Below are 26573 nucleotides of genomic sequence, written 5' to 3'. Positions count from 1 at the left end.
TCAATGCTAACGAAATAAGACTTATGGGTAAACTAGCTAAAAAACACAATTTTATGATTGTCAAAACGGATATAATTTAAATGACGTCATTGGTAGTGCAACGAAGAATCTCGACCCTCCAGACACGGAATATTTGACTCTGTCGATTTTGACTCTGTCGATTTTCAATTCAATTCACTCCGTTCAACATGACAACCAACGGTCACAGGAGCGTAGCGTATGTACATAGATATGAAAAAATACTTTTGAGACACCCTCTTACTTATATTTAACCATTCAAATGGGAGAAGGAAATATACAACCGGAATATTTTCACTATTTTCGTGTCTGTAAAAATCATGATAGATCAAGCTACTATAGACCGTATAATAGATGCCGCGCAAATAGTTGATGTGGTGTCCGGATATGTTACCCTGAAACGCAGGGGGATAAACTATGTTGGGTTGTGTCCGTTTCACGAAGACAGGACTCCTTCGTTCTATGTTTCCCCGGCTAAGAATATATGTAAATGCTTTGCCTGTGGCGAGGGAGGGACTGCCGTCCACTTCATCATGAAGCATGAACAGCTTTCTTATTTCGATGCTCTCCGCCATCTGGCGAAGAAGTACAATATAGAGATACAGGAACGCGAACTTACCGAAGAGCAAAAGCAGGCATACAACGAACGAGAGAGCCTCTTTATCCTTAACGACTATGCCCGTACCTACTTTGCTAATACCCTGCACGAGCATATCGAAGGAAAATCGGTAGGATTAAGCTACTTCAAAGAGAGGGGGTTCAGGGATGATATTGTCCGTAAGTTCCAGCTTGGCTATAGCCTCGAGCAGCGGGATGCCTTTACACAGGAAGCCCTGAGAACCGGATACAAAGAAGACTATCTGGTAAAGACCGGTTTAACGATTAAAAGTGAGAGCAACGGTTCGCTTATCGACCGTTTTCGCGGGCGGGTCATGTTCCCCGTGCATACCTTATCCGGTAAGGTTGTCGCCTTTGGTGGACGCATCCTCAAAAAGGCGGAAAATACAGGTAAATATGTCAATTCGCCCGAAAGCGAAATCTATCATAAAGGGAATGAACTCTACGGCATATATTTTGCCAAACAGGCTATAAGTAGGGCCGATTGTTGTTATCTGGTAGAAGGTTATACGGATGTCATATCCATGCATCAGGCGGGAATCGAAAATGTTGTCGCCTCATCGGGCACAGCCCTTACACATGGGCAGATACGGCTTATCCATCGTTTCACGGAACATGTGACTGTCCTCTATGACGGCGATGCGGCAGGGATAAAAGCCGCGCTGAGGGGGATAGACCTCTTGCTGGAGGAAGGCATGAAGATCAAAGTCGTGCTATTGCCCGATGGCGAAGACCCTGACTCGTTTGCCCGCAAGCAAAATGCCGAATCGCTCACGAATTATATCAAGGAGCACGAAGTGGATTTTATCCGTTTCAAGACCCAACTGCTATTGGACGAGGCCGGTAACGACCCTATTAAACGGGCGACCCTAATCACAGACATCGTAAGCAGTATTTCCGTTATCCCCGACAATATTATCCGCAGCGTATATATAAAAGATTGCAGTATATTACTGGACATTGACGAACGCATACTCATACAGGAGGTGAATAAAAAGCGGCTGGCTCATTTGGGAAAAGCGCCCCAGCCAAAGATTGAGCCGGAGATGTCTGCCCTGAATGTAGACCTATCCCAGCCTGTAGTACGTTCGGGCAAACCAGCTACGAAAAAAACAAATATCGATAAATTCGAACTGGCCATCCTTTACTTTATCGTCCGCTATGGAATGGAGATACTGGCAGAAGGAGGGGAAGGCAATACCGTGACAGGCGATATGCCTACAACGGTAATCGACTGGGTAAAGTTTGACCTGAAACGCGACGGGTTCTGGTTTGTGAATCCGCAGTATAAGATAATGCTGGAAGAATCTATCGAGCAATCGGAAAACGAGACATTCAACCCAAGCCGTTATTTCCTTGCCCACAGGGATGCGGAAATAAGTAAAATAGCGGCAGAGATAGTTAGTGACAGGTACCAATTGAGCAAGGTGCATATCAAACAGTTCGGCGAAAACATGAAAAAGGAAGATACTCCCCTTGCCGAAGAAAAACATCTCTGGAAAAATGTACCGCGTGCCGTTACCGAATTGAAGGACGCATATATCTCCAAACAAATGAAAGATATAAAAGAGGAGATGGAGCAAAAACAAAAAGCCGGCGACTGGGACGGCGCCATCGAACTGATGCAAAAAATGAAGGAACTCGAAGAAATCAAAAAAATCCTAGCAAAGGAGTTAGGCGAACGGATTATTCTGCGCTGGTAAAATGCTGGCGCAAATTTAGGGTAAGCGCATCAAAATTCACAAACTGTTTCCGGGCTCATGTAGGGACGTATTGCATACGTCCGGCTGTGACATTGCGTTATGCGGTCGTATGCAATACACCCCTACGGAGTTTCGACAGAGACTGTACAATTTCATTTACCCTGATTGAATTTGACTGCGTGTTTTTAATATAAATTTGTCTTATTTATGTATCTTGCTTTCAACTATTATATTTTCACCTGTGATGGCAATACAGGAAAAAGTGACTCTAAATAAACAGTAGTTCAGAGTCACTTTTGTCACTTTTTAATAAAATAATTACAAGTACATGACAAAAAATATCCAATATGGAAAACATTGATAATTAACAAATTGTCCGAAAGGCAAAATATATGCTGTCCTGTCTTTCTGGCAGTAGTTTCTAAGCATTGCAATTTCCGCAGGCCGATACCCCAATGTCTTCAAGCTAAGGCTGAAAGCCTTTATTATTTCAGCCCAATGGCAAGCGAAGCGTCGCCTTGGGTAAACAGCATCTAACAGAAACTGCGCGCTGAAAGCGCAGGTTAAACTTTAAGAACAAGACCAAATCATTGACCTGCGCTTTCAGCGCGCTCGCTCTATGTTTGGATATTCTGACCCAAGGCGTTGCCTTGGGCTGAAATAAGACGGGCTTTCAGCCCTGATCTTTGGTTCCATAATCCTTAAGTTGATGACACTGGACCGATAACCTTCGGTTATGAATTGAAAATCAGCGGAGCTAAAATCGGAGGAGCCAAAATCAGGTTTTTCAAGCCTGTTTCAATGTTTTTGTCACTTTTTAATAAAATAATCATAGCCTGAATTATGAAAGGTAATTCTTACAACAATCCGGCAGATATGGAACATTGCGGGAACTATAGAATGTATTCTTTGAAAAAAGGAAAAAGTAACATAAAAAAAGAACTGAAAAGGTGTTACCTTTGTTACTTTTTATAAATAAACCACTGAAAACCAAAGTGAATAATTTCAACAATATAAATTATAACTCAAATATATAAACCCAATGAAAAAAACAGTATTAATTGCTATGACAGGATTAACAATGTTATTTGCAGGCTGCGGAGGAAGTCAAAAAGCGTCTCATAATGAAGCTGCCCTGACAGACTCAGTCCCTGCTGACTTTAGATATGAGGTAGACGCATTTGCCGACCTCGAAATTCTCCGTTACTATGTTCCGGGATTCAACAATCTCTCTTTGGAACAAAAAGAACTGGTTTATTACCTTTCTATGGCCGCCATCGAAGGGCGTGATATCCTTTTCGACCAGAATAATAAATACAATCTGGCTATCCGCCGTGTACTGGAAGCCATTTATGAGAATTACAAAGGCGACAAGAATACCAAAGACTACAAGGAGTTTGAGATTTACCTGAAACGCGTATGGTTCTCCAACGGGATACACCATCATTACGGAGAAGAAAAATTCCTTCCTGGTTTTTCCAAACAGTTCTTCGCCGAACAGGTAAAAGCACTCCCCGACAGCCTGATACCGAGAGATTGCCGTTCGCTATGCGAATACATCAGCGCAGACAACTTCATACAAATAATTACCCCTGTAATGTTCGACCCCAACATTATGGCTAAAAAGGTAAACCAATCGGGCGGCGACCTGATACGTACCTCTGCCAATAATTATTACGGCGAAACGGTAACACAAAAGGAAGTACAGGATTTCTACAATGCGATGAAGGATACTACCGACCAGACCCCGGTTTCGTACGGGCTGAACAGCCGCCTGATAAAGGTAGGCGACAAGCTGGTGGAAGATGTATGGAAAGTGGGCGGACTTTACTCTCCTGCTATCGAAAGAATTGTAGGATGGCTCGAAAAAGCACAGGCTGTAGCTGAAAATGATAAGCAAAAGGAGGTTATAACAAAACTGATTTCATATTACAAAACAGGAGACCTTAAAACATTCGACCAATATGCTATCGCATGGGTAGAAGACCTCCATTCTCAGGTAGACTTTGTAAACGGTTTTACCGAAGTGTATGGCGATCCGCTGGGAATCAAAGCCAGTTGGGAATCTATTGTAAATTTCAAGAATGTAGAGGCTACAAAGCGTACGGAAATCATCAGTACAAACGCTCAATGGTTTGAGGATCACTCGCCTGTAGACAAACAATTCAAGAAAGAGAATGTAAAGGGAGTATCTGCCAAAGTGATAACCGTAGCCCAACTGGGAGGCGACTGCTATCCGGGCACCCCGATAGGTATAAATCTGCCGAATGCCGACTGGATACGCAAAGACCACGGCTCTAAATCGGTAACCATCGAAAACATCATGGAGGCTTACGACGCGGCGGGAGCCCATACCGGTTTCAATGACGAATTTATGTGGTCGAAAAGCGAAGTTAACCTGCTTAAGCAATACGGCTTTGTTACAGATGTATTGCACACCGACCTGCACGAATGTCTTGGGCACGGTTCAGGTAAGTTGATGCCCGAAGTTGACCCGAATGCCTTGGGCGAATTCAGTTCCACAATAGAAGAAGCCCGTGCCGACCTGTTCGGCCTGTATTTTCTTGCCGATGCCAAACTGGTAGAGTTGGGTATTATCCCAAATGCCGAAGCATACAAGGCTGAATACTACAAATTTATGATGAACGGACTTATGACCCAGCTGGTACGCATAGAGCCGGGTAAGGATATAGAAGAATCTCACATGCGCAACCGTCAGTTGATAGCCAAATGGGTATATGAGAAAGGCAAAGCGGATAATGTAGTAGAATATAAAGTGAGAGACGGGAAAACATACGTCGTAGTGAACGACTATAGTAAGCTACGTACATTATTCGGTGACTTACTGGCTGAAATACAGCGCATAAAATCGGAAGGCGACTTCAAGGCTGCCAAAGCAATCGTAGAGAACTATGCGATCAAAGTAGACCAGAAGCTGCATAATGAAGTGCTTGCACGTTACAAAACCCTGAATATGAAACCATATAAAGGCTTTGTTAACCCTACCTTCGAACTGGTAAAGGATAATGATGGCAAGATTACAGACGTAAAGATTTCATATAAAGAGGGATACGCGGAGCAAATGATACGCTATTCTAAAGAATTCTCTACATTGCCTACATTCAATGACTAAGAAACTGCTAAGTACATGACAAAATTTTATATCCTGCTGTAGGGGCACCCCCTTGTGGGTGCCCGTAAACGATGACAAGCGGGCAGGGACAAGCCACTGCCCCTACATCGTCTCCAAATCGTGTTTGAATAATTTTTGTCATGTACTGTGAAGAAACTGTTTGAATTACATCAAATAAAATAATATCTATCTGATTATAAAATAATTACACATTAATAATTTATAGAAGGTGTGTCAAAAGCCTGCCATTCCATGTTTGACACGGAATCCCAAAGGAATCAACCTTGATTATGAGGGGGATTGCGGATCAAGCCCGCAACGACAATTACTCTTTTTTGACTTTTGACACGCCCTCTTATATGAATAATATCTACACCGGGCGGGCAAACTCAGCCCCCACCAATACTATATTTATAATTAAGCACATAACAAAGTAATAAGCAGGCATAAAACCTTAAAAGCCGGATCAATTGCTTTTTGCAGCTTTTTTCTTTTTATATTTGCATGTAGAAACACAATTGAACCACATATACCAAGCATAATGAGAAACATCATAATCATATTATTCCTTTCTCTTCCACTCCTTTCTGTCAGTGCACAATCGAAAGAAGAAAGAGCGTATCAGATAGGAACAGAAGCCGTTAAGCTGATGGACAAAGGGCAGATACAGGAAAGTATCGCATTACTACAGGACGCACGCGAACTAGATCCTAAAAGCTTTATATATCCATACGAGATTGCCTATGCTCTCTGCCTGGATAAAAAATATGAAGAGGCTCTCAAAATATTGAAAAAACTGGAGAAGCACAAGGAAGCATCCGACCTGTTATACCAGATGATGGGCAACTGTTACGATTATCTGGGAGACAGCAAAGAAGCCGTAAAAACGTACGAAAGAGGGCTAAAAAAATTCCCGCACTCAGGCTGCCTGTATCTCGAACTGGGAAATATGCAAATGGCCAACGGAGAAGAATATGACGCTCTTTCTTGTTTCGAGAAAGGGATTGAGCTGGAACCGGCGTTCCCTTCCAACTACTATTGGGCTGCCAAAATCTACCTGAACACCGAAGACGAGGTGTGGGGCATGATGTATGGCGAGTTGTTTATGAACCTGGAGAGAAATAGCAAGCGTACCGTGGAAATTAGCAGATTGCTATATGATACATACAAGAATGAGATTAAAATACTGAATGACTCTACTGTATCTGTCAGCTTCTGTAAATATGCGGAACTCAGCTCTGACAATGCAAAGTTATCTTTCGGCACAGGTATTTACGAGCCCATACTGATGATGTCGCTCCCCGATATCAAAGTCATAGACATGAACACGTTAAACAAGATCCGGAAAAACTTCCTTGACATTTATTATAGAAAGAACCTGGAAAATATATATCCGAATGCGTTAATGTCTTATCAGAAAAAAGTAAAAGATGCAGGACATATCGATGCTTACAACCATTGGATTTTGATGCAGGGAGATACCGAAGGCTTCCTAGGGTGGAAATCGGCAAACGAAAATGAATGGAAGAGTTTCATGGAATGGTTCTCCAACAACCCCATAAAACTAACTTCCAAAAATAAGTTTGTAAAAGACCAGTATTAAGCCTAAAACAGCTGAAACTTAAGGCCAAAGGACAATCTTAGATAGTCATCGGGTTTGAGATAACTGTTTGTAAAAGCACTTACCATATACAAATCATTGGTACTCAACTCATAAAAAGCAGTAACCGATTTAGCGAAAAAGCGCTTTTCTTCCGGAATCCGATAGGTAATCCGCTGCCCGACATAAATATTGAACCTCATCTTTGTGGAGAAGGAGTAATACCCGCTCGGATATTTATCCGGCTCACTTACCCAGAAATCGCCATTGAAGATCGTGTTTACATACAGACCGCAGGCAAGAGGATTGATAGAAAAGCCCTTTGTGCCTATCTTCTTGTTCCATGGAATAAAGTTCTGCTTCAATGTAAATGTTATCTTACTTTCCTTTGTGGAGTATTTAGGCAGGAATCCTAAGAATACATCCGTTTCCCACTGGTTGTTTTTCCCATAGTCCCAGCCTGCTCCCAAAGAGATAAGCCCCATACCTCCGGCATATTGTATTTTAGCATGTGTAGGTATCAGCTTAGCCCATTGGTTCTGATATTTTTCTACACGCTTTTCATACCCGTTCTGGGCAAAGCTGACAACAGGGAAGAATAGGAGTACAAAAATGATAAAGAACCCTTTCTTAATAAGAAACCACTTCATAGTTATATGTATTATCCGTGTTAAGAGTAAAAAGGAAGTATTGTTTTTTGCCTATATTGGGTGTACCATAGTATATTACCCCATCTTCAAACAAATCATCAACCGAAACATGATGGTCGTGGGCGTTTAAACAAAACTGAAGGTTCGGATATTCTTTGATATACCGCTGAAACACATTCGCCACATTGTTATTAAACTGCTCATTAAAAGGGCGTACATGCATCGCGAATATTGTCTTTTCGTATTCATCTTTCCGGCTTTTCAGTTCTTCTTCTATAAACTGGAAATCGGGAACAGGAAGAGAATAATCAAATTCCAGCGCATTTGTATTCAGACATACAAACTTTGTCCGGCCTGCAATAAAGGAGAAGTTGACCTCGCCAAATACCTTCTGGAATACTTCCACCCCATTTGCCAGACAATCGTGATTACCCAGCAATACGACATAAGGAACCGATAACTTATTCAGCATATCCCGTTGCCACAAGAACTCTTTTGTTACGCCAAAGTCAGAAATATCGCCGCCATGAATAACAAAGTCAATATCATCTCTTTTATTCAATGCCTTTACAAAATCTTCGGTTTCATTATAGCAGCGCTGGGTATCTCCTATCATAGCAAAGCGAATGGTTTCCTTGTCTTTACATGCAGCTTCTATTCTTTTGATATTCTTTTTATTTATATCTGTTTCGCCGGTTATACGTCCGTCGTAGGGATGGTATTCTATCATTTCACAGGATTGCAGAATGAAGAGAATACACAAGAATAGTAATTGTATAGTTTTTCTCATAAAATAAAAATAATTGCTTGGGGGTGCAATATTACGTCTGATAAAAGGATTTCGTATATAGAAAAAATAATAAAGGCTGATTATTTCATTTTTTTAAGATTATTTTAACAAATATAGTTGTACCTCCATATAATCCTATTTATAATGCGAATCAGGGGTTGAAAGTAGCTCAACTCCTGAGTGGCATTTATATGTATTTTTCAGCAATGAAGAAGTAACCCGACCGATTATTCTTTTATTCGCTTCGCTCCTGTGACCGTTGGTTAAGTTGAGAGAAAGGAAAAAAACAGACTAAAAATGAACGAAGAAAAAGGTATAATAAAATAAGTACAGAACATGAATTAGTTTATATTATTTTTTAAGTGTATATATCTGATTATCAACATTTATGTAAATATGGATAATACAAACTAATTTCAACTTAGTACTTATTCGTATATAATTTAAAAAGTTTCTTACTCAGAGAAAAATTCTTTTGGCGTATTTGCATCAAATAATTCACTACCTTTATTTCAAAATACAATACAATGAAACTAAAAGAAGAACAAAAGAATAAGTCGATACTGACTACAAGCTATGTACTGACCAATGGCTCCCCCGTTACTTTCGTCCTTTACGACGAAGATGGCGACTGGCAACTGTTCGGCGACGATGAAGTAAGTGAAGACGAGGACGCCTACCTCGTTTCGGTAGATGAAATACTGGAAATGGAGCCCGCTCTCAGAAAATTGCCCGATCTGCAACCGGGGCAGGCGGCTGCCCGCGAAAAGGACAGTACGCGCTGGTTCATCGTTGAAGAAGAAAAGTAATATCCTCCCTAAACCAATAACCATCCTATGTTCCGAAAACTAGTAGCTATCGAACCCGTAAGCCTGATTCCATCCGCAGAAAAAGCATTACATGACTTTGCCAAAGAAATAGTAATGTACGATAACATACCAACTGATGATGAAGAAATAGCAAAGCGTATCGGAGATGCAGATGCTGTGTTACTAAGCTATACATCACGGATTAACCGTACAGTACTGGAAAAATGCCCGCACATAAAGTATATCGGCATGTGCTGCTCGCTATACTCGCCTGAGAGCGCTAATGTTGACATTCTGTATGCCAACGAACGTGGCATCACAGTAACAGGCATACGCGACTATGGCGACGAAGGTGTGGTAGAATACGTTATCAGTGAACTTGTACGCTGCCTCCACGGATTCGGACAAGAACCGTGGGATGGAATGCCCCGTGAGATAACCGGATTGAAAGCGGGTATCATAGGACTAGGTAAATCGGGTGGCATGATTGCTGACGCGCTAAGATTCTTTGGAGCTGAGATTGCCTATTTCTCCCGTACCGAAAAACAGGAAGCCAAAGATAAAGGTTACCGCTTCCTCCCATTAGGAGAACTTCTCTCACAAAGCGAGGTCGTTTGTTGCTGCCTCAACAAGAACACAATATTACTGCACGAGGATGAGTTCTCCCTATTCGGTAATAAAAAGATATTATTCAATACAGGGCTATCTCCGGCATGGGACGAACCTGCCTTTACCAAATGGCTCGAAGGAGACAACCTGTGCTTTTGCGACACAGCCGGAGCATTAGGCGGGGAACGTCTGCTCAATCATCCGCATGTTCGCTGTATGCAGGTATCCACAGGACGTACCCGTCAGGCCTTCGACCGCCTGAGCGAAAAAGTATTGAAAAACCTGTCAGAATACAATAGGTGAAACGATATTGATAAGGGTACTCACCACTGACCATCCAGCAATTTCGGGAGTGGCGCTGTACACATCCACTACTGCATGCACCTGATCATTTTTAATCTCTACCCTTTGCGTATCTCCTACAAAACCGGGTGTAGACTGCATTGTGACCTGCATATCCTCCGGACCCACTGATGCCAGCGAAGCGGCTACCGATACATTAAGCCCGGTGGGGAATACGGCTATGGCTTCCCTTGCCGTACCTGAAAACACAACACGTTTCTCGGTTTCCAATATAGGATCGTAAACGACCGACCTTCTCAGCCTGTCATTTCCCTTTTCATTAAAGAATTCAGCCCGGGCATTTCCCATCAGCGAAGCAGTCCTCAGCACATCAAAACCACCGGTAGCTCCTGACGCGATATATATACGTGTACCATTTTCCCGTGCAGTACTTTTTACTTCTTCATAAAAGGCGGTATCTGCAAAAGCACCAATAGACAAGGTTATGATAGATATCCCGTTTTTCAACGCGGGCAGGGCAAATTCCTTCATTGCCGCAGGAGATGCCGCCTCTACTAAATAATCCGGTTTCAGTGCAAACAGAGCATCGAGGCTTGTACATGCCACACATGGTTTTCCGTGCTGTTGCATCTTATTCGCTAAATAGTCTGCTTTAGCAGCAGTACGCGAATAAACACCTACTAAATCGTACTCCGGCAATAAGCCATTTATAACAGCATCTGCCACTATTTCGGCCAGATGTCCGCATCCTACAATAACTAACTTTTTCATGCAGGCAAAGATAAGCTTTATAATCTGATAATTTCTTAAAAAGCTTAAAGCGGTAATGCAATTCCGTTTTTCTTCGTACTTTTGCCATCCAAAGATGTTTTGAGATAAATCATCTGTACTTAATTACATACTAAAAATATACTTCTATGAACAACGAGCAAGGACTGGACTTTAAATCCACGACTTCTACCGAAGAAAAGAAACTGTTCATCGAAACCTATGGCTGTCAAATGAATGTTGCCGACAGCGAGGTTGTGGCGTCTGTGATGCAGATGGATGGTTATACCATGACGGATAAGCTGGAAGACGCTGACGCCGTTTTCGTAAACACATGTTCGATACGCGACAACGCCGAACAAAGAGTAATTCAACGCCTCGACTACTTCAACGCCATCAAGAAAAAGAAGAAACCCAATATGATTATCGGGGTTCTCGGCTGTATGGCCGAAAGGGTAAAAGAGGAACTGCACGACAAGCACCATGCCGATGTAGTAGTAGGACCCGATGCCTATCTCGACCTGCCCAATCTGGTGGGAGCCGCCGAAAAAGGCGAAAAAGCGATCAATGTACAATTATCAAAGACGGAGACATACAAAGATGTTATCCCGTTGCGCATAGGAGGGAACCATATTTCGGGCTTCATATCCATTATGCGCGGATGCGACAAGGTTTGCTCATACTGCATTGTCCCATACACCAGAGGACGCGAACGCAGCCGTGCGCCGCAAAGCATTCTCAACGAGCTCGAAAACCTTCGGGACAAAGGCTTTAAAGAAGCCACTTTACTGGGACAGAACGTAAATTCATACCGCTATGAAGATGAGGACGGAGCGGTTGTAGATTTTCCAGCGTTACTGGAACTTGCCGCCAAAGCAGCGCCTAAAATGCGGATCAGGTTCACGACCTCCTACCCTACAGACATGACGGATGAGACATTGGAAGTGATTGCCAAATATGACAACCTTTGCAAATTCATTCATCTGCCGATACAATCGGGCAGCAGCAGAATGCTGAACGTAATGAAGCGAAAATACGACCGTGAATGGTACCTCAACCGCATCGAAGCCATCAGGCGGATTATACCCGGGTGTGGCATATCCACGGATATCATGTGCGGATTCCACTCCGAAACAGAGGAAGACCAGCAGGATACCTTGTCATTGATGCGCGAGGTATGCTTCGATTCGGCATTTATGTTTAAATATTCGGAACGCCCCGGAACATTCGCGGCAAAAAAACTGGAAGATGATATTCCCGAAGATGTAAAAATAAAACGCTTGCAGCAAATTATCGATTTACAGAATGAATGCTCGATGGAAAGTAATAAAAGGGATATCGGCAAAGTTTTTGAGGTTCTTGTAGAAGGATTCTCCAAGCGGTCGAGAGAACAACTCTTCGGGCGGACATCCCAGAATAAAGTAGTTATTTTCGACAAAGCGAACCATCGCGTAGGCGACTTTGTTATAGTAAGGATTACAGGAAACACTTCAGCTACATTATTCGGAGAGGCTATAGAATAGCTCCTTTAATAGTTTTTTGCTAAAAATTATTTCCCGTATTTCAAAAAATAGCTATATTAGTTGTCCTTTACGGGAAAGTAAAAAGAGTACTAGGCATTTACCCCTGTTTTAACTGATGTATAATTTTATATTAGAAATATTCTTTTGATAAAATTTAAGATCGTTAAATACGTTATAATGATATAGAATTAACTTATAAAATAATAATTATGAATAAAACTGGTTCGAACTTATTGTTCTTGGCCATTGGCGCTGCACTAGGTGCTGCGGTTGGCTATGTTGCTGCTTCTGATAAGAAAGAAGAATGGTTGAAAGACATAAACAGCCTGGTAGACAAAGTAAAAGGAAATGTAAGACACGCGGCCGGAAAGGGAAGAGGAAAAATAGATGAATTAATAGACGATGTTGAATAATTCAGAAGACGAAAAAAGCTTAAATATTATAATTGAAGAAATCAAGTTAGAATTATTAAGCTATATCAACAGACGCATCCGGTTGTTCAAACTGGATGCCTTTGAGAAGTTGAGTATCTCTGCTTCCGGTCTGGGATATGGCTTAATAATCCTTGCTATTGTAGCTGTCATCCTGTTTTTCGTACTGATAGGTATGGCATTCTTTGTAGGCGAACTGCTGAACAGTCTGGCAGCCGGATTTGGTATTATGGCTCTGTTTTCGCTACTTGTCCTGTTGGTTGTAGTCCTTTGCAGAGGCAAAATAAAACAATCGATATTGCATAACACAATCAGATTTATCCGTAAAGTAGAAGCCGATGAAAAATAGTTTGACACCACTGGAAGAGCTACGCCGCGAAAAAGATATGGTAAGGCGCGAATGTGAAGAAAGCGAACACCGCCTGTCGGATCATTGGACGTATCTTTCAGATAATGCCGGTTCTTTATTGTTTCAGAGTACAGTAAACGCGATATTAAGTTCATTTGGCTTTGGCGCGAACAAGAAGAAACAACAGGAAGAAACATCAACATCGAACAGCCTGCTTAGTGGACTCACTGCTTATTATCCCGTAGTATGGGAACTTGTACAGCCACTTCTCTGGCGTTACTTTATGAAAAAAATAAAGTCCATCTTCTCCGGAAAGAAAAAGAAAAAACGGAAGGATGATGATGACTAAAAACAAAAACAAGAAAGTGCATTTACTTTCTTGTTTTTTGTTTTATAAGTTAACAAGATCTAGAATTATTTTTTACAGTACATGACAAAAAACATTTATATATATTAAAAGTCTTATTATGTTGCCCTTACAGGGCGCAGGCACTTTGTTAATGTTTCCTAGGGCATTGCCCTAGGCTGAATTATACTAGGCTTACAGCCTGTTTTATCAAAACGCCCTGAAGGGGCAGTATAACTGGCAATTACAAGTTTTATATTAGAGTTTATATTCAATAAAAGAGTAAGATGCATATTTTTAGGAGTTTTAGTTGCCACGACTTTCAAGTCGTGGATAATAATACAGATAGAAAACGACTTTAGTCAAAACATTTTGGCTAAAGCCATTATCTGATTAGACTATTATCCTCCAGCTAAAGCAGGAGGCAATTAAATCACAGAGAATAAACCATATATAATCTTATTGAATATAAACTCTATTATTTTTGTCTTGTACTTAGAATTATTTTTTACTTTTGATAATCAGTTAACTTAACCTCAGCACTATGGAAAGACGAAAATTCTTCAAATCCCTGTTCTTAGGCGGATTAGGCGCCACAGTTTCTCCTATATTGAAAGCCGCGCCCTCATTAGTGACAGAGGACATCAAACCGGAGACAAATATAAAAGATGCTCTGGCTATTCCCCGAAACGCATCTTCCATGCCCGGAAAATATCCCGGAAAGGTTGTAAGAGTAAACCACAGTTCGGTCATAGTTGACGGGAAACCATCAGAAGAAATAGTATATGACATGCTCAAAGAAAGTATGCTGCAATTAACAGGGGAAACCGACCTGAATAAAGCATGGCTACAGTTTGTCGACGAAAAAGATATAATAGGGCTGAAAGTCAACCCTGTGGCAGGAAAGCTGTTAACTACATCGCATGCCCTTACACAGGCAGTAGTGAAACAACTGGAAGAAGCAGGCATACTACGGGAAAACATGGTAATCTGGGACAGACGCGAAATGCAACTGCATGAAACCGGATATACCGAAGAAAACTATCCGGGAATAACCATTACCGGAACGGAGTGCGAAGACGCGGCAGGAAGCTATTACAATAATGAAGGTAAACTATATAGTGAAGAGCGTATCGACAAGGATCATTACCTGTACGCGGACGTGGAAATGGAATATGATGCTTACACAATGCCTTTTATGGTAAACGGAGGGAAATATTCATACTTCACAAAGATATGCACGCAGAAAGTAACTAAGATCATTAACCTGCCGGTATTGAAAAACGCGGGTTCCTCCGTTACATTATGCATGAAAAACCTTGCTTTCGGCTCAATAACCAACACTGCGAGACTGCACAAAGACCTGTGGCACGAAACATCAGCGTATGCGTGCGCCTTTCCCCCACTGCGCGATAAGGTGGTACTGAATATAGTAGACGGGCTGATCGGCTGCTTCGAAGGAGGCCCTTCTGCCAACCCGCAGTTTATCTGCAATTATAATACACTCCTCGCCGGAAGCGACCCCGTGGCTGTTGACCGTATAGGGCACGACATCGTGATAGCAAAACGGATAGAGGAAGGAATTCAAACCGAAGATAAGGCAGGCGCCCTCAAGTTTATGAATATGGCTCAGGAACTAAATTTAGGCGTAGCCAACAAAGACAGGATAAACCTGACTGAAATAAATCTGGCATAAATGAAATACATCGTACTCACACTACTGAGTTCGCTTTGGCTGTTATCTTCGGCTCAAACGACACCTCATATTACCGTAGAAAGAGAACGCACATTTACGGGAACAGGCCTTTACGGGTTTATGAACGGCGGTTCCGACCTGTATCTCGAATACGGTTTTGAAAAACTCATAACCAGAGATATAAAATATAAGGACGAGAGCTATACAGTGGATATATACGAAATGCCGTCTCCTGAAAACGCTTTTGGTATCTATTCGCTGCATACGTTCAGATGTATGAGAGCAGATACGCTCAGCTTCTTCAATTGCTTATCAGCCTATCAGTATCAGGCTGCTATTGATAACAAATATATATCGATCGTCTTCCAGTCCGGTTCGGGGAAAGCAAGGAGAAACGCAGATGAGCTGTTATTCCTGTATGCAGATACATTAAATGCCCGAAAAGTACTTATCCCGGCAGAAATAAATAAGCATATACCTTTTTCGTCATCCGTTAAATACCTGAAAGGCAACCTCTCCATATCGAACGCGCAACCGTCACTTCTCCAATGGATGGAAGGCATTGCCTTCTCCGGTATATGGCTTGTAAATGATAATATTTCAAAGAACTACAATGCACTCATACATCCTACAGATGATGAAAATATGGACAGGCTAAAGGATAGGATACCGAAGGAAAATATAATCAGTGCCGACAATGGATCCCTTTATGTAAAATGCCCCGAAAAAGAAGAAACGGACAGTCATGGCTCTTTTGGATTCTGAGATGAATTATACTCACTTTTCAATAGAGAGTACATCGTCATGTCGTAGTGTGCGCCGTTCCAGTACATCCATTCGCGAAGAACCCCTTCTTTCTTAAAGCGCAGTTTTTCAAGCACTTTCTCCGAAGCCAAATTTCCTTGCATTACCTCAGCTTCGATACGATTGACATTCAATTCATTAAAGCCGAAGCAAATGACCATTTGCAATACTTCCGTTATATACCCTTTGTTCCAATACTCCTTTTGAAGGTCATACCCTATATTAGCGCGATGGTTCTCCGTATAGTTGTTGAATCCAACTGTACCTATAATATGCTCACTGCCTTTGAGGGCTATCCCCCAACGCACAGCCAGCCCTTGCCGGTAACGGCTGATAAACCAATCAAGCAACGGCTGCGCATCTTCTATATCCTTATATGGCAACAGGTTATAGTAGCTGATCACTTCTTTATCGCTGAAAAGGTTAAACAAGTCATTCAGATGAGATTGTTTGATCTCTATTAAATTGAGCCGCCGGGTATGTAAGACAGGGAAACTATCCATAATATTCAGAAAATAAGCTGTGTAACCTCTACAGACGACATACAGTCCATATCTATACGTACTATTTGTTCATAAACCAAAGTCTCTTTCTCTATCTCAAGCTTTACAAGAGGATTTGAGAAGTCAAAGAAGCACCCTGTATATAGCGGGTTATCATTTGATAATTCCTTTTATAACCTTCTGTATCTCTATTATATCGGAACCGATGGCGGAATGTTCCCAAACCCCGTCTCCCTGCTTCAGGTGCTCGTTATCGGGCGGGCTAGCCACAGCTGCTTGTATCAGGTGCACCTGATTTGCATAATCAGGCAAATCCTTTAGTCCGAATACCATATATTTACATTTCTCCATATTACCGTTCGCCCTTGTAATACCCTTCGCTTTTGCTCCGGCTAAATCCTGCATGTCCGGCTTTTTGTCTGAAACAAAATCATAGAATTCGATAACAGGATATTCATTCTGATGATTATTATGTACATAGGCGGCACAGTACTTACCATCCTGCTTAAACGATATAACGTCCTGCGCCCTGTAAAATGTCACATCTGCCTTTGGCCTGACCGGACGTTTCGTCAACGATGCAGGCTCGTTTTGCAGAAACTCTTTCATCTTAGCAGTCTGATGGAAAAAAGCATCCGAGGTCACCACCTTTTCGTTCAGGCTGTCTATAGCCGCCAAAGCGTCTTTCGTTATCTGCTCATCCACCATCCCATACCTGTGCAGGAGAACTGCCAGCGTAAGTATTACCATATCCTTATAGTTATCCGTCACTTCTTCTTTTGTTCCCTTCAGGGCACAATTCCAGCGGATCATAAGCAATTCCAGTACTTTCTTTTTATCCGCCACATTATGATAAGTCATCTGGCTCCATATAATCCTCCGCAGGTCCGAATCCATAGATTCAGCCATACGCCTGTGTAGTTTGTCTAGTATTTGCTGATGTGTCATTTTTTTTCTATTATTCTGCTTTTGGGTACTTCTTCCCTGCAAATATATCATATCGCCGGAATTCGCATTGCAATGAGCCATTTACCAGTTGTATCTTCTTCGATGGTTTCAGCCCTATCTTATCAAAGCATTCTTTCTTATAGCTGAGTATCCACGCCGAATATCCCATAAAGACATGTTTGAGCCGCTCTCCTATGCGCTCATATAACCCTAACAGGTCGTCAGGCTTGATGCGCTCCCCGTATGGCGGGTTGGTTACCAGTATCCCATTCTCGGCAGGAGCCTCCATATATTTTTCAAAAGGCATCACTTTCAAATCTATATATTTATCCACCCCCGCGTTCTTAATGTTTTTTGCGGCTATGTCAATCGCCTCGGGTAAAATATCAGAGCCGTATATCTTATGTTTGAATTCCCGTTCTCCCGAGTCGTCATTATATATCGTTTCAAAAAGTTCGGCATTGAAGTTTTTCCACTTCTCGAATGCAAAGTTCTGCCTGTATATCCCCGGCGGCACGTTCATGGCTATCATCGCCGCTTCTATCAGCAATGTACCCGACCCGCACATGGGATCTACGAAGTCGGACTCGCCACGCCAGCCAGTCTTCAATATCATTCCGGCAGCCAGCACTTCGTTCAACGGGGCTTCTGTCTGGGCTATGCGATACCCTCTTTTGTGCAGGGATTCGCCCGAACTGTCGAACGATAATGTACACTTGTCGTGAGCTATATGGAAGTTGATAAGCAAATCGGGATTCTCCGTATTCACCGATGGCCGTTTTCCTGTTTTTTGCATAAAGTAATCGGCAATGGCATCCTTTACACGGTAAGCCACAAACTTGGAATGTGTAAAATAATCGGAGAATGTAATGGCATCTATGGCAAAGGTGCTATCCTCGGTGAGGTGCTCAAACCAGTTCATAGCCTTCACCTTCTTATATATCTCATCAGTAGTCTTAGCCCTGAACTCAAAAACGGGACGAAGAATGCGCAACGCGGTACGGCAATGAATATTCGCCTTGTACATCAATGCCAGATTTCCTTCGAAAGAAACCATACGCTTCCCTATCTCAAGGTTGTTTGCGCCCAAACTTATCAGTTCTTCCGCTAAAACCTCCTCAAGCCCCGCCATTGTCTTGGCTATCATCTTAAATTCTCTTGTCATCTTTTATTTATTGAATATTTCCAGCGGGCTATACTCTACCGTCTGATAACCTTGTCCGTCAAATTGTATATAATAATAATGTATCTTATCCTTAATGTCGAAATAGCCGTCTTTATTCGTATCTTCCATCGTCCTGAAATAATACCGGTTGAGGGGATACATCCATTCGCTATTCTTCATATCCTCGTTGTCTTTGGTTATCTTCGTAAAGGATGTTCCATCTATATCGCTGATATACAGGCTACCAATATCCCTGCCATCAAGTACTCCGTCTTTATTATAATCCTTATCTATTACACGATACAGTATATACTTTTTACCGATTCGTCCTATCAACTGGCTGATTACATCATAAGACGTTATTTGCAGCTGGTTATTAGTTAGTAAATATGTCTTTTTATTAATCACATCTTCGAATATCAGGTTTACAAGATTCGGTCCTTCATAGCTTTTTGCCCTTTTCAATGAAAAAGACGCATCCACATCTTTACCATTCGAAACGTAGATCTTATGAACTAAAATCTGATTGGCCGAATCGATCAACGTAGGCAAATATACATTCAGTACTTTCGTTGTATCTTCAAAAAGGCTGTCCATACTCAGGCTTTCGGCCGGGCTTTCATCTAAATCAACCTGCCTGTCCTTTTCTGAACAACTAAACATTAATCCGGTAAATAAGAATACGAATAATAGATATTTCATAGTTTCTGTTTTTTTGTGTGTATGTCAATTTGTTTAATTGTTAAAAAGTGACAAAAGTGACACTTTTCCATTATTCCTCCCCTGTTACTTTTCTCTCATCACTTTCCACTTATAGCTCTATATATTAGATAAATATTTCCGCTTTTCACAATTTCAGTTTCTTCGATTTCCCCTTCGATTCGTTATGGAAAGCGTCAACAGCTGTGACAACATATTTATATTGCTTATTACCTCCCTCGTAAGGCAGAACTATATTTTTTTTCCTTGTTATAGAAACTATATTCTGCGCGCTTTCCAGATCTTCTTTTTCCCCTTTGGCGAAACGGTAAACGACATAATACTGGGCTGTTTCGGGGTCATACTTGTCCGACTTACTGTCCCATTGCAATATATGTGTGGTTGCGGTATAAAATTCCTGCAAACTGCTTATCTTCTTCGGCTTTTTCTTATGCATGTGCGTATATGCCGGGATAAGTGCCGGATACTTGTGGTAATTCGTTTGCAAACGGTTTGCTATACCTTTATAGTTATCAAGCAATTCGTATGCAGGCCAAAAGCAGTTGCCATGCACAGTATTGAAGCTGCGCGACAAAGTCATCTTCTCCGCCAACTGGTTATCGCCTGACCACTGGGTAGCATCCATAGTCCTTTTCACATCCTGTCCTATATACAGGGGTTGTTCAAAGTTATTGAGTGCCCACCATTCTATCAGGATTTTATAATCTGCCGATTTATGTCCTATTTCCCAATATATCTGTGGCATATTGTAATCTATCCATCCTTTGTTAACCCATAGTTTCACATCGGCGTACAGGTCGTCATAGTTCTGCAACCCGCTTGTATTACTGCCCGAGCCGTCAGGTGTACTTTTCTTATTCCGGTAGATACCAAACGGGCTGATACCGAACCGTACCCACGGCTTCGTAGTCTGTATGGTATGCTTCACATCCTGAATCAGCATATCCACATTATTGCGGCGCCAGTCGGCAAGCTGGTTTTGAGAAAAGCCCTGTTTTCTGGCGTATGTATCGAAACTCCCATTATCGGGAAATGCCTGCCCTGCCACAGGGTAGGGATAGAAATAGTCGTCCATGTGTATGGCATCCACGTCATAACGCAGTACAATATCTTTTACTACATCACATATAAACTGCCTGTTGGCTGGAATACCCGGGTCAAAATAGACCTTACCGTCATATTTTACAAAACGTTCCGGATATTTATAATAAATATGGTTTCGTGAAAAAACATCATTACTGCCCGATGATACCCGGTACGGATTGAGCCATGCATGCAATTCCATATTCCGCTTATGGCATTCGTCTACAAGGAAAGCCAAAGGGTCGAAGCCATTGTCGGGAGCCTTGCCCTGTGTACCTGTAAGAAATGCGCTCCACGGCTCCAGATTCGACTTATAAAAAGCATCCGCATACGGGCGAGCCTGAAAGATGACTGCATTGATACCGTCAGCCTGCAACTCGTCGAGCATATTTACAAAATAAGCTTTCATCTGCTGCGAATTCATCGTTTTATACCGCGACTGCCATGCCGTGCTTACCCATGCTCCCCTAAACTCCCTTTTGGGATGGGCTATATCCGCGAATGTTGTTCGCTGCTTCTGCGAGCCGCATGAAGAAAACAAAATTAAACTAATCGTTAATACAGAAAACAGGAAGGCTCTATTCTTAATCATTGTAACATTATTTAATTATGTATCTGCAAAAATAGGAATAATAAGTAGAATAAATACTTTACTTTTGCCTATAACAAACATACAGATGCATGAAATATACATTATTAAGTATAATCCTTCTGATCATATCGTCCTGCACTCCGGCAAAAGAACCGCTAAGGATGGGAGTTATCACGGATACACATTACCTGTCGGAGCAACTGATGAGCAACGGGCCGGCACTCGACGGCTATATATCGGCCAGCGGAAAAAATGTAAAATATATCCCTGCCGTTCTGGACAAGGTTGTCGATGATTACTTACAGAACAACATACACATACTACTGGTGTGCGGAGACATAACCAATGACGGCGAGAAGCAGAGCCATCTGGACTTTCTGAAAAAGATAAAACCGTTGCAGGATAACGGAACCCGTGTATTCGTCATTCCCGGAAACCATGATATAAATATGCCGGTTGCCTCCGGGTACAAAGGAGACAAAAGGCTGCCTGTGCCAACCGTATCGCCGGACGAGTTTGCCGGCATATACAAAGAGTGCGGATACGGGGACGCGCTGAAAAGGGACGACAACTCGCTGAGCTATGTTGCAGATTTATCTCACAACACATGGCTGCTGGCCATAGACGCGGCACGATACAAAGAATATACCACAGGCAGCATTACCGCCGGAAGGATTTCCCCCGAAACGGAAAAATGGATACTCGATGTACTAAAAGAAGCTAAAGAAAAAAGAATAGAGGTCATCGGCATGATGCATTGGGGGCTGACCGAGCATATCATGTACCAGTCCATGATCTTTAAAGATTATCTGGTAGACGACTGGAAACGGCTGGCGAACCTCTTTGCCGACAATAGCATGAAAGCCATGTTTACAGGGCACTTCCATTCCAATGACATTACAGCATTTAAGTCCGACAACGGAAATACGATATATGACATAGAAACGGGGACACTGGCTGCCTACCCGTTCTCGTACCGCTATGTGGATTTAGACCAGGAGGGTATGAGCATAGAGACAAAGAATGTAACGGCTGTACCCGAAAATCCGAAGCTGGCCGAAGAGGACAAACAGCGGATGCTCGAACTATCTACGAAGCTGGCTAAAGGAAAACTCGGCAAATTCGGCTATTCCCTTCCGGATGAAACATCAGCTTTGTTTGCCAATGTGTTGGGGCAGATTTTCGTCAGGCATGCCTATGGCGATGAAGTGATTGACGGGGCGCTGGTAGATTCTATCAACAAATTGTCGAAATCGATGGACAGCCCGATTGATATAAATGAAATTGAACTGGACTTCCCGCCGGCAGATAATAATCTGCGTATCATTTTTTGATATTCTTATTGCCTAACCCCTCCGCTTCGCTCGTCCCCTTTATCAAAAGGGGACAGTCGCTGGTCTTTCATTGTTGCATGGTATTTTAGCCAAAGATAAAAAACCAGAACTCTCCCCTCGCAGAAGGGGAGTACCGCCACAGGCGGGGAGGGGTTGGGTGTTAAAGCGGATAATCACAATAATTAAAATCTAAAAATATATGCTCGAACTGTCCTTATACCCTGACCTGATAGAAGCCGGATGCGATGAAGCCGGACGAGGCTGTCTGGCAGGAGCGGTATTTGCCGCGGCTGTAATATTACCCGAAGGCTTTACCTGCGAAGAATTAAACGATTCGAAACAGCTAACTGAAAAAGAGAGATATGCCCTGCGCCCGATTATAGAAGAAAAGGCCATAGCATGGGCAGTAGGCATAGTAGACCAGAAAGAAATAGACGACATCAACATACTGAACGCCTCTTTTCTGGCTATGCAGCGGGCTGTAGCAGCCTTGAAGGTACGCCCCCAGCACCTGCTGATAGACGGGAACCGTTTCCGTAAATATGAAGATATACCTCATACATGTGTAGTAAAAGGCGATGGGAAGCTATTGCCTATAGCGGCGGCATCGGTACTGGCCAAGACATACAGGGATGATTATATGCTGAAATTGCATGGTGAATTTCCTCTTTACGACTGGGATCATAACAAAGGCTATCCTACAAAAAAGCACCGTGAGGCGATAGAAAAGTATGGTGTGACCCCATACCACCGGTTAACATTCAACCTGACGGAGAAGCAGTTGAAGCTAGACTTCTGATTATTGGATTTTAGTAATCCTGATACCTACCCTCTCTATTCCTGCCAATGGCTGGTCGCGCATACCCTGCTCCAGCTTTACGCGATAATTGCGTTTCTCCTTAAAGGTAATTTCCGCGAAAGGCAGGGATGACTGATATAATGACCCGAAGCCTGAGCCTTTCCATTTTCCGAACTCATCAGCCAGCAGAAATTCTCTGGACGTATCTGCATAAATGGTATCGCTTTCAAAATCAGACTGTACAAAAAACCAGATATTCTGATACGGATAGTTCACATTATTCGTAAGCTCAATTGTCAGGCTATATGGCCTATCCAGCTCGAACAAGGTAGAATCGATATCGAATACCAATGTATCATTCTGCGCCCATTCCGCGTTTTTAAGTTCATGAAAACGAGAATATATCTCCTGCTCATCGCAGGAGATATTTATAAAGGTAAACAGCACACAGCATAGTGCGAAAACGACTTTATGCTTCAGGCCTTTTCTGTTCTGAATTTCCATTCCTGTTTGGTCTGTTTCTGTTATGTCTGTTCTTATTATTCCTGTTTCTATTCTGATTCTGCCCCTGTCCCTGCTGGTTGCCTTCTGCTTGTTGCTGTGGCTTGTTATTGCTATTCATCGCGGCCGTTTTATTTCCTTGTTGTTGGTTATTCCGCTGATTATTATTAGCAGGATGTCCGTTCTCAGGCCTGTTATTATTTCCCCCTTTGTTATTCTTTACAAACTTCTTTTTCTTGTTATTGTTGCGGTTACCGTTCTTTCCGTTATCGTCGAAACGGTTAATATTCTCTTGCAATATATCATGCGATGCCGGCTTTTCGTCCTGAACCTGATTTTCCATAGCCAGATGCAGAGGTTTGTCGCCTTTCTTGTTCATCCTCATCACATCATAAACGCGGTCTTTCGGTAAAGCTACAAGGTTAGCCGCAAAATGCTTATCGGTAGAGTATGTCATGGTTCCCGATAAGATGTCGGTTTTGAAATGATAGTAAGAAGAATCTTTGGTTTCAAGCACCACTTCGCGAGAAGGCAGCTTCCGTTGGGCTTCCACATAGGTATCCACTTCAAAGTTGAGACAGCACTTCAGTTTTCCGCATTGTCCCGCCAGTTTCTGAGGATTCAGCGGAATATCCTGCAATCTGGCAGCGGAGGTAGATACAGAGATAAAGTTGGACATCGAACTGGAACAACACAGTTCCCTTCCGCAAGGCCCGATACCTCCTACCCTTCCGGCTTCCTGACGCGCCCCAATCTGTTTCATCTCTATTTTTACACGGAACTCAGAAGCATAAACCTTTATCAACTGGCGAAAATCGACACGTTCGTCGGCTATATAATAAAAAATGGCCTTGTTGCCGTCTCCCTGATATTCCACATCGCTGATTTTCATATCCAGTTTCAGTTCCTCGGCTATCTCACGCGAGCGGAGCATCGTCTTATGTTCTTTCTTCTTAGCTTCTTCCCACTTCTCAATATCGTTTTGTTTGGCAATACGGTAAATGCGCTTCGTTTCCCCACGGTAATTATTCTTCAGCATCTGCAACTGTACCAGTTTACCGGTCAGGGTCACTTCGCCTATATCGTGCCCGGGAGTAGCCTCTACGGCAACTATATCGCCTTTGTACAACTCAATGTTATTACTGTTAAGGTAATAGCCCTTGCGCGTATTTTTAAATTGTACTTCCACCATCTGCGAACTGCCCGGTACTTCCGGCAAATCTTCGAGCCAGTTGTAAACTTCCAGCTTGTGGGTACCGCTACAGCAGCCGCCACCCTTCGAACAACCGCCGCCTGATTTACAAGAGCTGTCGCCACCTGACTTGCACGAACAACTTCCGCCCGATCCGCAACCACAGGTTTTGGCAGCCCCGTTAGTGGGAGGTACTAATTCTAATGCTTTCCTATTTGCCCTGGCACAGGTACACCCGACAGGTGTTTTGCAAGTCCCCTGGCAATCCATAGGAGGAGTAAATGTATTTTGATTTGAATCCATTATTTATAGTATTTAATTAATTGAAACAAAGCCCCTTTTCCCGGCCTTGTGGGTTTATATTTAAGGTCTGTGACCTATCCGTTACTTATTGTTTTATCAGCATTGTTATTTTCAGGCAAAGATCGAAAAACACCATCTTTGCATTTACGTTTTGCTCTATATGGCGTTCTGCCAAAGCCAATTCATCCATAAAGCCGATAATATTGCGCTCGTTGATAAAGGGAGCGAAACGTATGCCGAAATTGGCTTCATCCTGAGCCAGATATATCATTTCGGGCTGGCTGAGATTGCTTACAAAGTATTCGCGGATCATCCGCTGGCTATAGATAAGGTAGCTTTTCTGGTTCTCTCTGCCTATAGCGGCCAAAGCGTTCCCTATAGCCTTTATTTCCTTTATGTTGCGTGCATAAGACGCCCGCATCATCTGGATAAAGAGATTGAAGAACATTTTATGTTCTTCGTTCAGGCTGATTGTTTCCACCGCTTTCAGATAGCTGCCTTTCGATAAATGAGCCACACTTACGGCATCTTCCTGCGTTATATTATACTCAGACTCCAAGGCCTGTGTAATGTCACTTTCCGAAACCCCGTGTATATTGATACGCTGGCAACGCGACTGAATGGTTGTAATAATGTTATCGGGCGTATCCGACACCAGTATAAACAGGGTGTTGTCCGTAGGTTCTTCTATTATCTTCAACAGCTTATTGGCACACGATTCGTGCATCTTTTCGGGCAGCCATATAACCATTACCTTATATTTCGCCTCATAGATACGGAGGCTCAATTTGCGGAGAATTTCTTCGCTCTCCTTTGCATAGATAAGCCCCTGAGAATTTTCCGCATCTATATAATCAAGCCATTGACTGAGATTGAAATAGTAATTCTGCTGTTTTACAAACTCACGCCAATCGGTTATATAATCATCGCATACCTCTTTTTTCTTAGCCTTTTTCACTATCGGGAAAACGAAGTGAAGGTCAGGGTGTGCCAGATGGTTATACTTTACGCAGGAGGGACATTTGCCGCAGGAATCGCCCTCCGTCGGGTTTTCACAGTTAAGATATTGCGCATAAGCCAGAGCCAGCGGGAACTTGCCTACTCCCTCTGGTCCGCAGAAGAGTTGAGCATGGGGGATAAACCCTTTTCCGGCCGAACTGACCAGATGCTCTTTTACTTCATTTTGCCCTATAATATCTCTAAAAAACATTTTCAGCCTCCCCAACCCCTCCAAGGAAGGGCTTTTCTTTCTACTTTTATTTATTCAGCCTCCTGCACCTCCC

Annotated in this window: 24 protein-coding genes and 1 pseudogene; 13 read left to right on the top strand and 12 right to left on the bottom strand. The window is 42.5% G+C overall.

Annotation, left to right across the window (positions count from 1 at the left end; genetic code table 11):
* The first annotated feature begins 338 nt into the window (after positions 1-338).
* Positions 339-2339, top strand: coding sequence for a DNA primase (gene dnaG / locus D0T84_RS11555; protein WP_163308027.1), 2001 nt, complete (start codon positions 339-341; stop codon positions 2337-2339).
* 1042 nt (positions 2340-3381) lie between these two features.
* Positions 3382-5472, top strand: a complete 2091-nt coding sequence (locus tag D0T84_RS11550; protein ID WP_163308026.1) for a dihydrofolate reductase — start codon at positions 3382-3384, stop codon at positions 5470-5472.
* 7 nt (positions 5473-5479) lie between these two features.
* Here the strand turns inward: D0T84_RS11550 and D0T84_RS22965 are convergent, their stop codons facing one another.
* Positions 5480-5614 carry a hypothetical protein gene (locus tag D0T84_RS22965; protein ID WP_255495331.1) on the bottom strand — a complete coding sequence of 45 codons (135 nt, stop codon included), beginning with the start codon at positions 5612-5614 and terminating at the stop codon, positions 5480-5482.
* A gap of 399 nt (positions 5615-6013) precedes the next feature.
* On the opposite strand from D0T84_RS22965, the gene D0T84_RS11545 reads away from it, so the two are divergent.
* Entirely contained in the window at positions 6014-7075 is a 1062-nt protein-coding gene (locus D0T84_RS11545; RefSeq protein WP_163308025.1) for a lipopolysaccharide assembly protein LapB, read from the top strand.
* Positions 7076-7077: 2 nt separating this feature from the next.
* On the opposite strand, the gene D0T84_RS11540 is transcribed toward D0T84_RS11545, so the two are convergent.
* Both D0T84_RS11540 and D0T84_RS11535 read right to left on the bottom strand, forming a co-directional pair.
* Entirely contained in the window at positions 7078-7722 is a 645-nt protein-coding gene (locus D0T84_RS11540; protein WP_163308024.1) for a hypothetical protein, read from the bottom strand.
* On the bottom strand, positions 7703-8512 hold the full coding sequence (locus tag D0T84_RS11535) for a metallophosphoesterase (RefSeq protein ID WP_163308023.1): 810 nt from the start codon (positions 8510-8512) through the stop codon (positions 7703-7705). Before D0T84_RS11535 ends, D0T84_RS11540 begins: the two co-directional genes overlap by 20 nt.
* 527 nt (positions 8513-9039) lie before the next feature.
* Between D0T84_RS11535 and D0T84_RS11530 the strand changes: the two genes are divergently transcribed.
* Both D0T84_RS11530 and D0T84_RS11525 read left to right on the top strand, forming a co-directional pair.
* Positions 9040-9321, top strand: a complete 282-nt coding sequence (locus D0T84_RS11530; RefSeq protein ID WP_163308022.1) for a hypothetical protein — start codon at positions 9040-9042, stop codon at positions 9319-9321.
* Positions 9322-9348: 27 nt separating this feature from the next.
* Positions 9349-10233 carry a D-isomer specific 2-hydroxyacid dehydrogenase family protein gene (locus D0T84_RS11525; protein WP_163308021.1) on the top strand — a complete coding sequence of 295 codons (885 nt, stop codon included), beginning with the start codon at positions 9349-9351 and terminating at the stop codon, positions 10231-10233.
* Here the strand turns inward: D0T84_RS11525 and D0T84_RS11520 are convergent.
* The gene (locus D0T84_RS11520; protein WP_163308020.1) at positions 10216-11004 is read right to left on the bottom strand and encodes an aspartate dehydrogenase domain-containing protein; all 789 of its coding nucleotides are present in this window, start codon (positions 11002-11004) and stop codon (positions 10216-10218) included. The two genes, D0T84_RS11525 and D0T84_RS11520, sit on opposite strands and share 18 nt — an antisense overlap.
* 146 nt (positions 11005-11150) lie before the next feature.
* Here D0T84_RS11520 and miaB point away from each other — a divergent pair, with 146 nt between their 5' ends.
* The 6 genes from miaB (at position 11151) to D0T84_RS11490 (ending at position 16111) form a co-directional block, all read left to right on the top strand.
* Positions 11151-12524 carry a tRNA (N6-isopentenyl adenosine(37)-C2)-methylthiotransferase MiaB gene (miaB, locus tag D0T84_RS11515; protein ID WP_163308019.1) on the top strand — a complete coding sequence of 458 codons (1374 nt, stop codon included), beginning with the start codon at positions 11151-11153 and terminating at the stop codon, positions 12522-12524.
* Between the two features lie 209 nt (positions 12525-12733).
* Entirely contained in the window at positions 12734-12937 is a 204-nt protein-coding gene (locus D0T84_RS11510) for a YtxH domain-containing protein (RefSeq protein WP_163308018.1), read from the top strand.
* The gene (locus tag D0T84_RS11505; protein WP_163308017.1) at positions 12927-13304 is read left to right on the top strand and encodes a hypothetical protein; all 378 of its coding nucleotides are present in this window, start codon (positions 12927-12929) and stop codon (positions 13302-13304) included. Before D0T84_RS11510 ends, D0T84_RS11505 begins: the two co-directional genes overlap by 11 nt.
* Positions 13294-13653 (top strand): hypothetical protein, encoded by a 360-nt coding sequence (locus tag D0T84_RS11500; protein ID WP_163308016.1) that lies wholly within the window; start codon positions 13294-13296, stop codon positions 13651-13653. Before D0T84_RS11505 ends, D0T84_RS11500 begins: the two co-directional genes overlap by 11 nt.
* Positions 13654-14194: 541 nt before the next feature.
* The gene (locus tag D0T84_RS11495; RefSeq protein ID WP_163308015.1) at positions 14195-15346 is read left to right on the top strand and encodes a DUF362 domain-containing protein; all 1152 of its coding nucleotides are present in this window, start codon (positions 14195-14197) and stop codon (positions 15344-15346) included.
* Positions 15347-16111: a DUF6599 family protein gene (locus tag D0T84_RS11490; RefSeq protein WP_255495330.1), complete on the top strand. Its 765-nt coding sequence runs from the start codon at positions 15347-15349 to the stop codon at positions 16109-16111.
* On the opposite strand, the gene D0T84_RS11485 is transcribed toward D0T84_RS11490, so the two are convergent.
* The 5 genes and pseudogenes from D0T84_RS11485 to D0T84_RS11465 all read right to left on the bottom strand — a co-directional run bounded on the left by D0T84_RS11485 (position 16090) and on the right by D0T84_RS11465 (position 21161).
* Complete coding sequence (locus D0T84_RS11485; protein ID WP_163308014.1) at positions 16090-16653, bottom strand: GNAT family N-acetyltransferase; 564 nt, start codon at positions 16651-16653, stop codon at positions 16090-16092. The two genes, D0T84_RS11490 and D0T84_RS11485, sit on opposite strands and share 22 nt — an antisense overlap.
* Positions 16654-16806: 153 nt before the next feature.
* Positions 16807-17601 carry a hypothetical protein gene (locus D0T84_RS11480; protein ID WP_163308013.1) on the bottom strand — a complete coding sequence of 265 codons (795 nt, stop codon included), beginning with the start codon at positions 17599-17601 and terminating at the stop codon, positions 16807-16809.
* Between the two features lie 16 nt (positions 17602-17617).
* Positions 17618-18766, bottom strand: a pseudogene (locus tag D0T84_RS11475) (class I SAM-dependent RNA methyltransferase); the annotation flags it as partial.
* Between the two features lie 3 nt (positions 18767-18769).
* The gene (locus D0T84_RS11470; RefSeq protein WP_163308012.1) at positions 18770-19468 is read right to left on the bottom strand and encodes a hypothetical protein; all 699 of its coding nucleotides are present in this window, start codon (positions 19466-19468) and stop codon (positions 18770-18772) included.
* A gap of 145 nt (positions 19469-19613) precedes the next feature.
* Positions 19614-21161: a glycoside hydrolase family 10 protein gene (locus tag D0T84_RS11465; RefSeq protein ID WP_163308011.1), complete on the bottom strand. Its 1548-nt coding sequence runs from the start codon at positions 21159-21161 to the stop codon at positions 19614-19616.
* Positions 21162-21250: 89 nt separating this feature from the next.
* On the opposite strand from D0T84_RS11465, the gene D0T84_RS11460 reads away from it, so the two are divergent.
* Both D0T84_RS11460 and D0T84_RS11455 read left to right on the top strand, forming a co-directional pair.
* A complete protein-coding gene (locus tag D0T84_RS11460) occupies positions 21251-22495 on the top strand; it encodes a metallophosphoesterase (protein ID WP_163308010.1) in 1245 nt (414 codons plus the stop codon).
* Between the two features lie 199 nt (positions 22496-22694).
* Complete coding sequence (locus tag D0T84_RS11455) at positions 22695-23294, top strand: ribonuclease HII (RefSeq protein WP_163308009.1); 600 nt, start codon at positions 22695-22697, stop codon at positions 23292-23294.
* On the opposite strand, the gene D0T84_RS11450 is transcribed toward D0T84_RS11455, so the two are convergent.
* The 3 genes from D0T84_RS11450 to holB form a co-directional block, all read right to left on the bottom strand.
* A complete protein-coding gene (locus D0T84_RS11450) occupies positions 23295-23798 on the bottom strand; it encodes a gliding motility lipoprotein GldH (RefSeq protein ID WP_163308008.1) in 504 nt (167 codons plus the stop codon). It lies immediately after the preceding gene.
* Positions 23764-25290, bottom strand: a complete 1527-nt coding sequence (locus D0T84_RS11445) for a regulatory iron-sulfur-containing complex subunit RicT (protein WP_163308007.1) — start codon at positions 25288-25290, stop codon at positions 23764-23766. The genes D0T84_RS11450 and D0T84_RS11445 overlap by 35 nt, the downstream gene beginning before the upstream one ends.
* A gap of 85 nt (positions 25291-25375) precedes the next feature.
* Positions 25376-26500, bottom strand: a complete 1125-nt coding sequence (holB, locus tag D0T84_RS11440) for a DNA polymerase III subunit delta' (RefSeq protein ID WP_163308006.1) — start codon at positions 26498-26500, stop codon at positions 25376-25378.
* Between the last annotated feature and the right edge of the window lie 73 nt (positions 26501-26573).

It is taken from the genome of Dysgonomonas sp. 521 (assembly GCF_010501055.1).
GTDB lineage: Bacteria > Bacteroidota > Bacteroidia > Bacteroidales > Dysgonomonadaceae > Dysgonomonas.
This window is presented reverse-complemented; position numbering and strand designations above follow the sequence as displayed.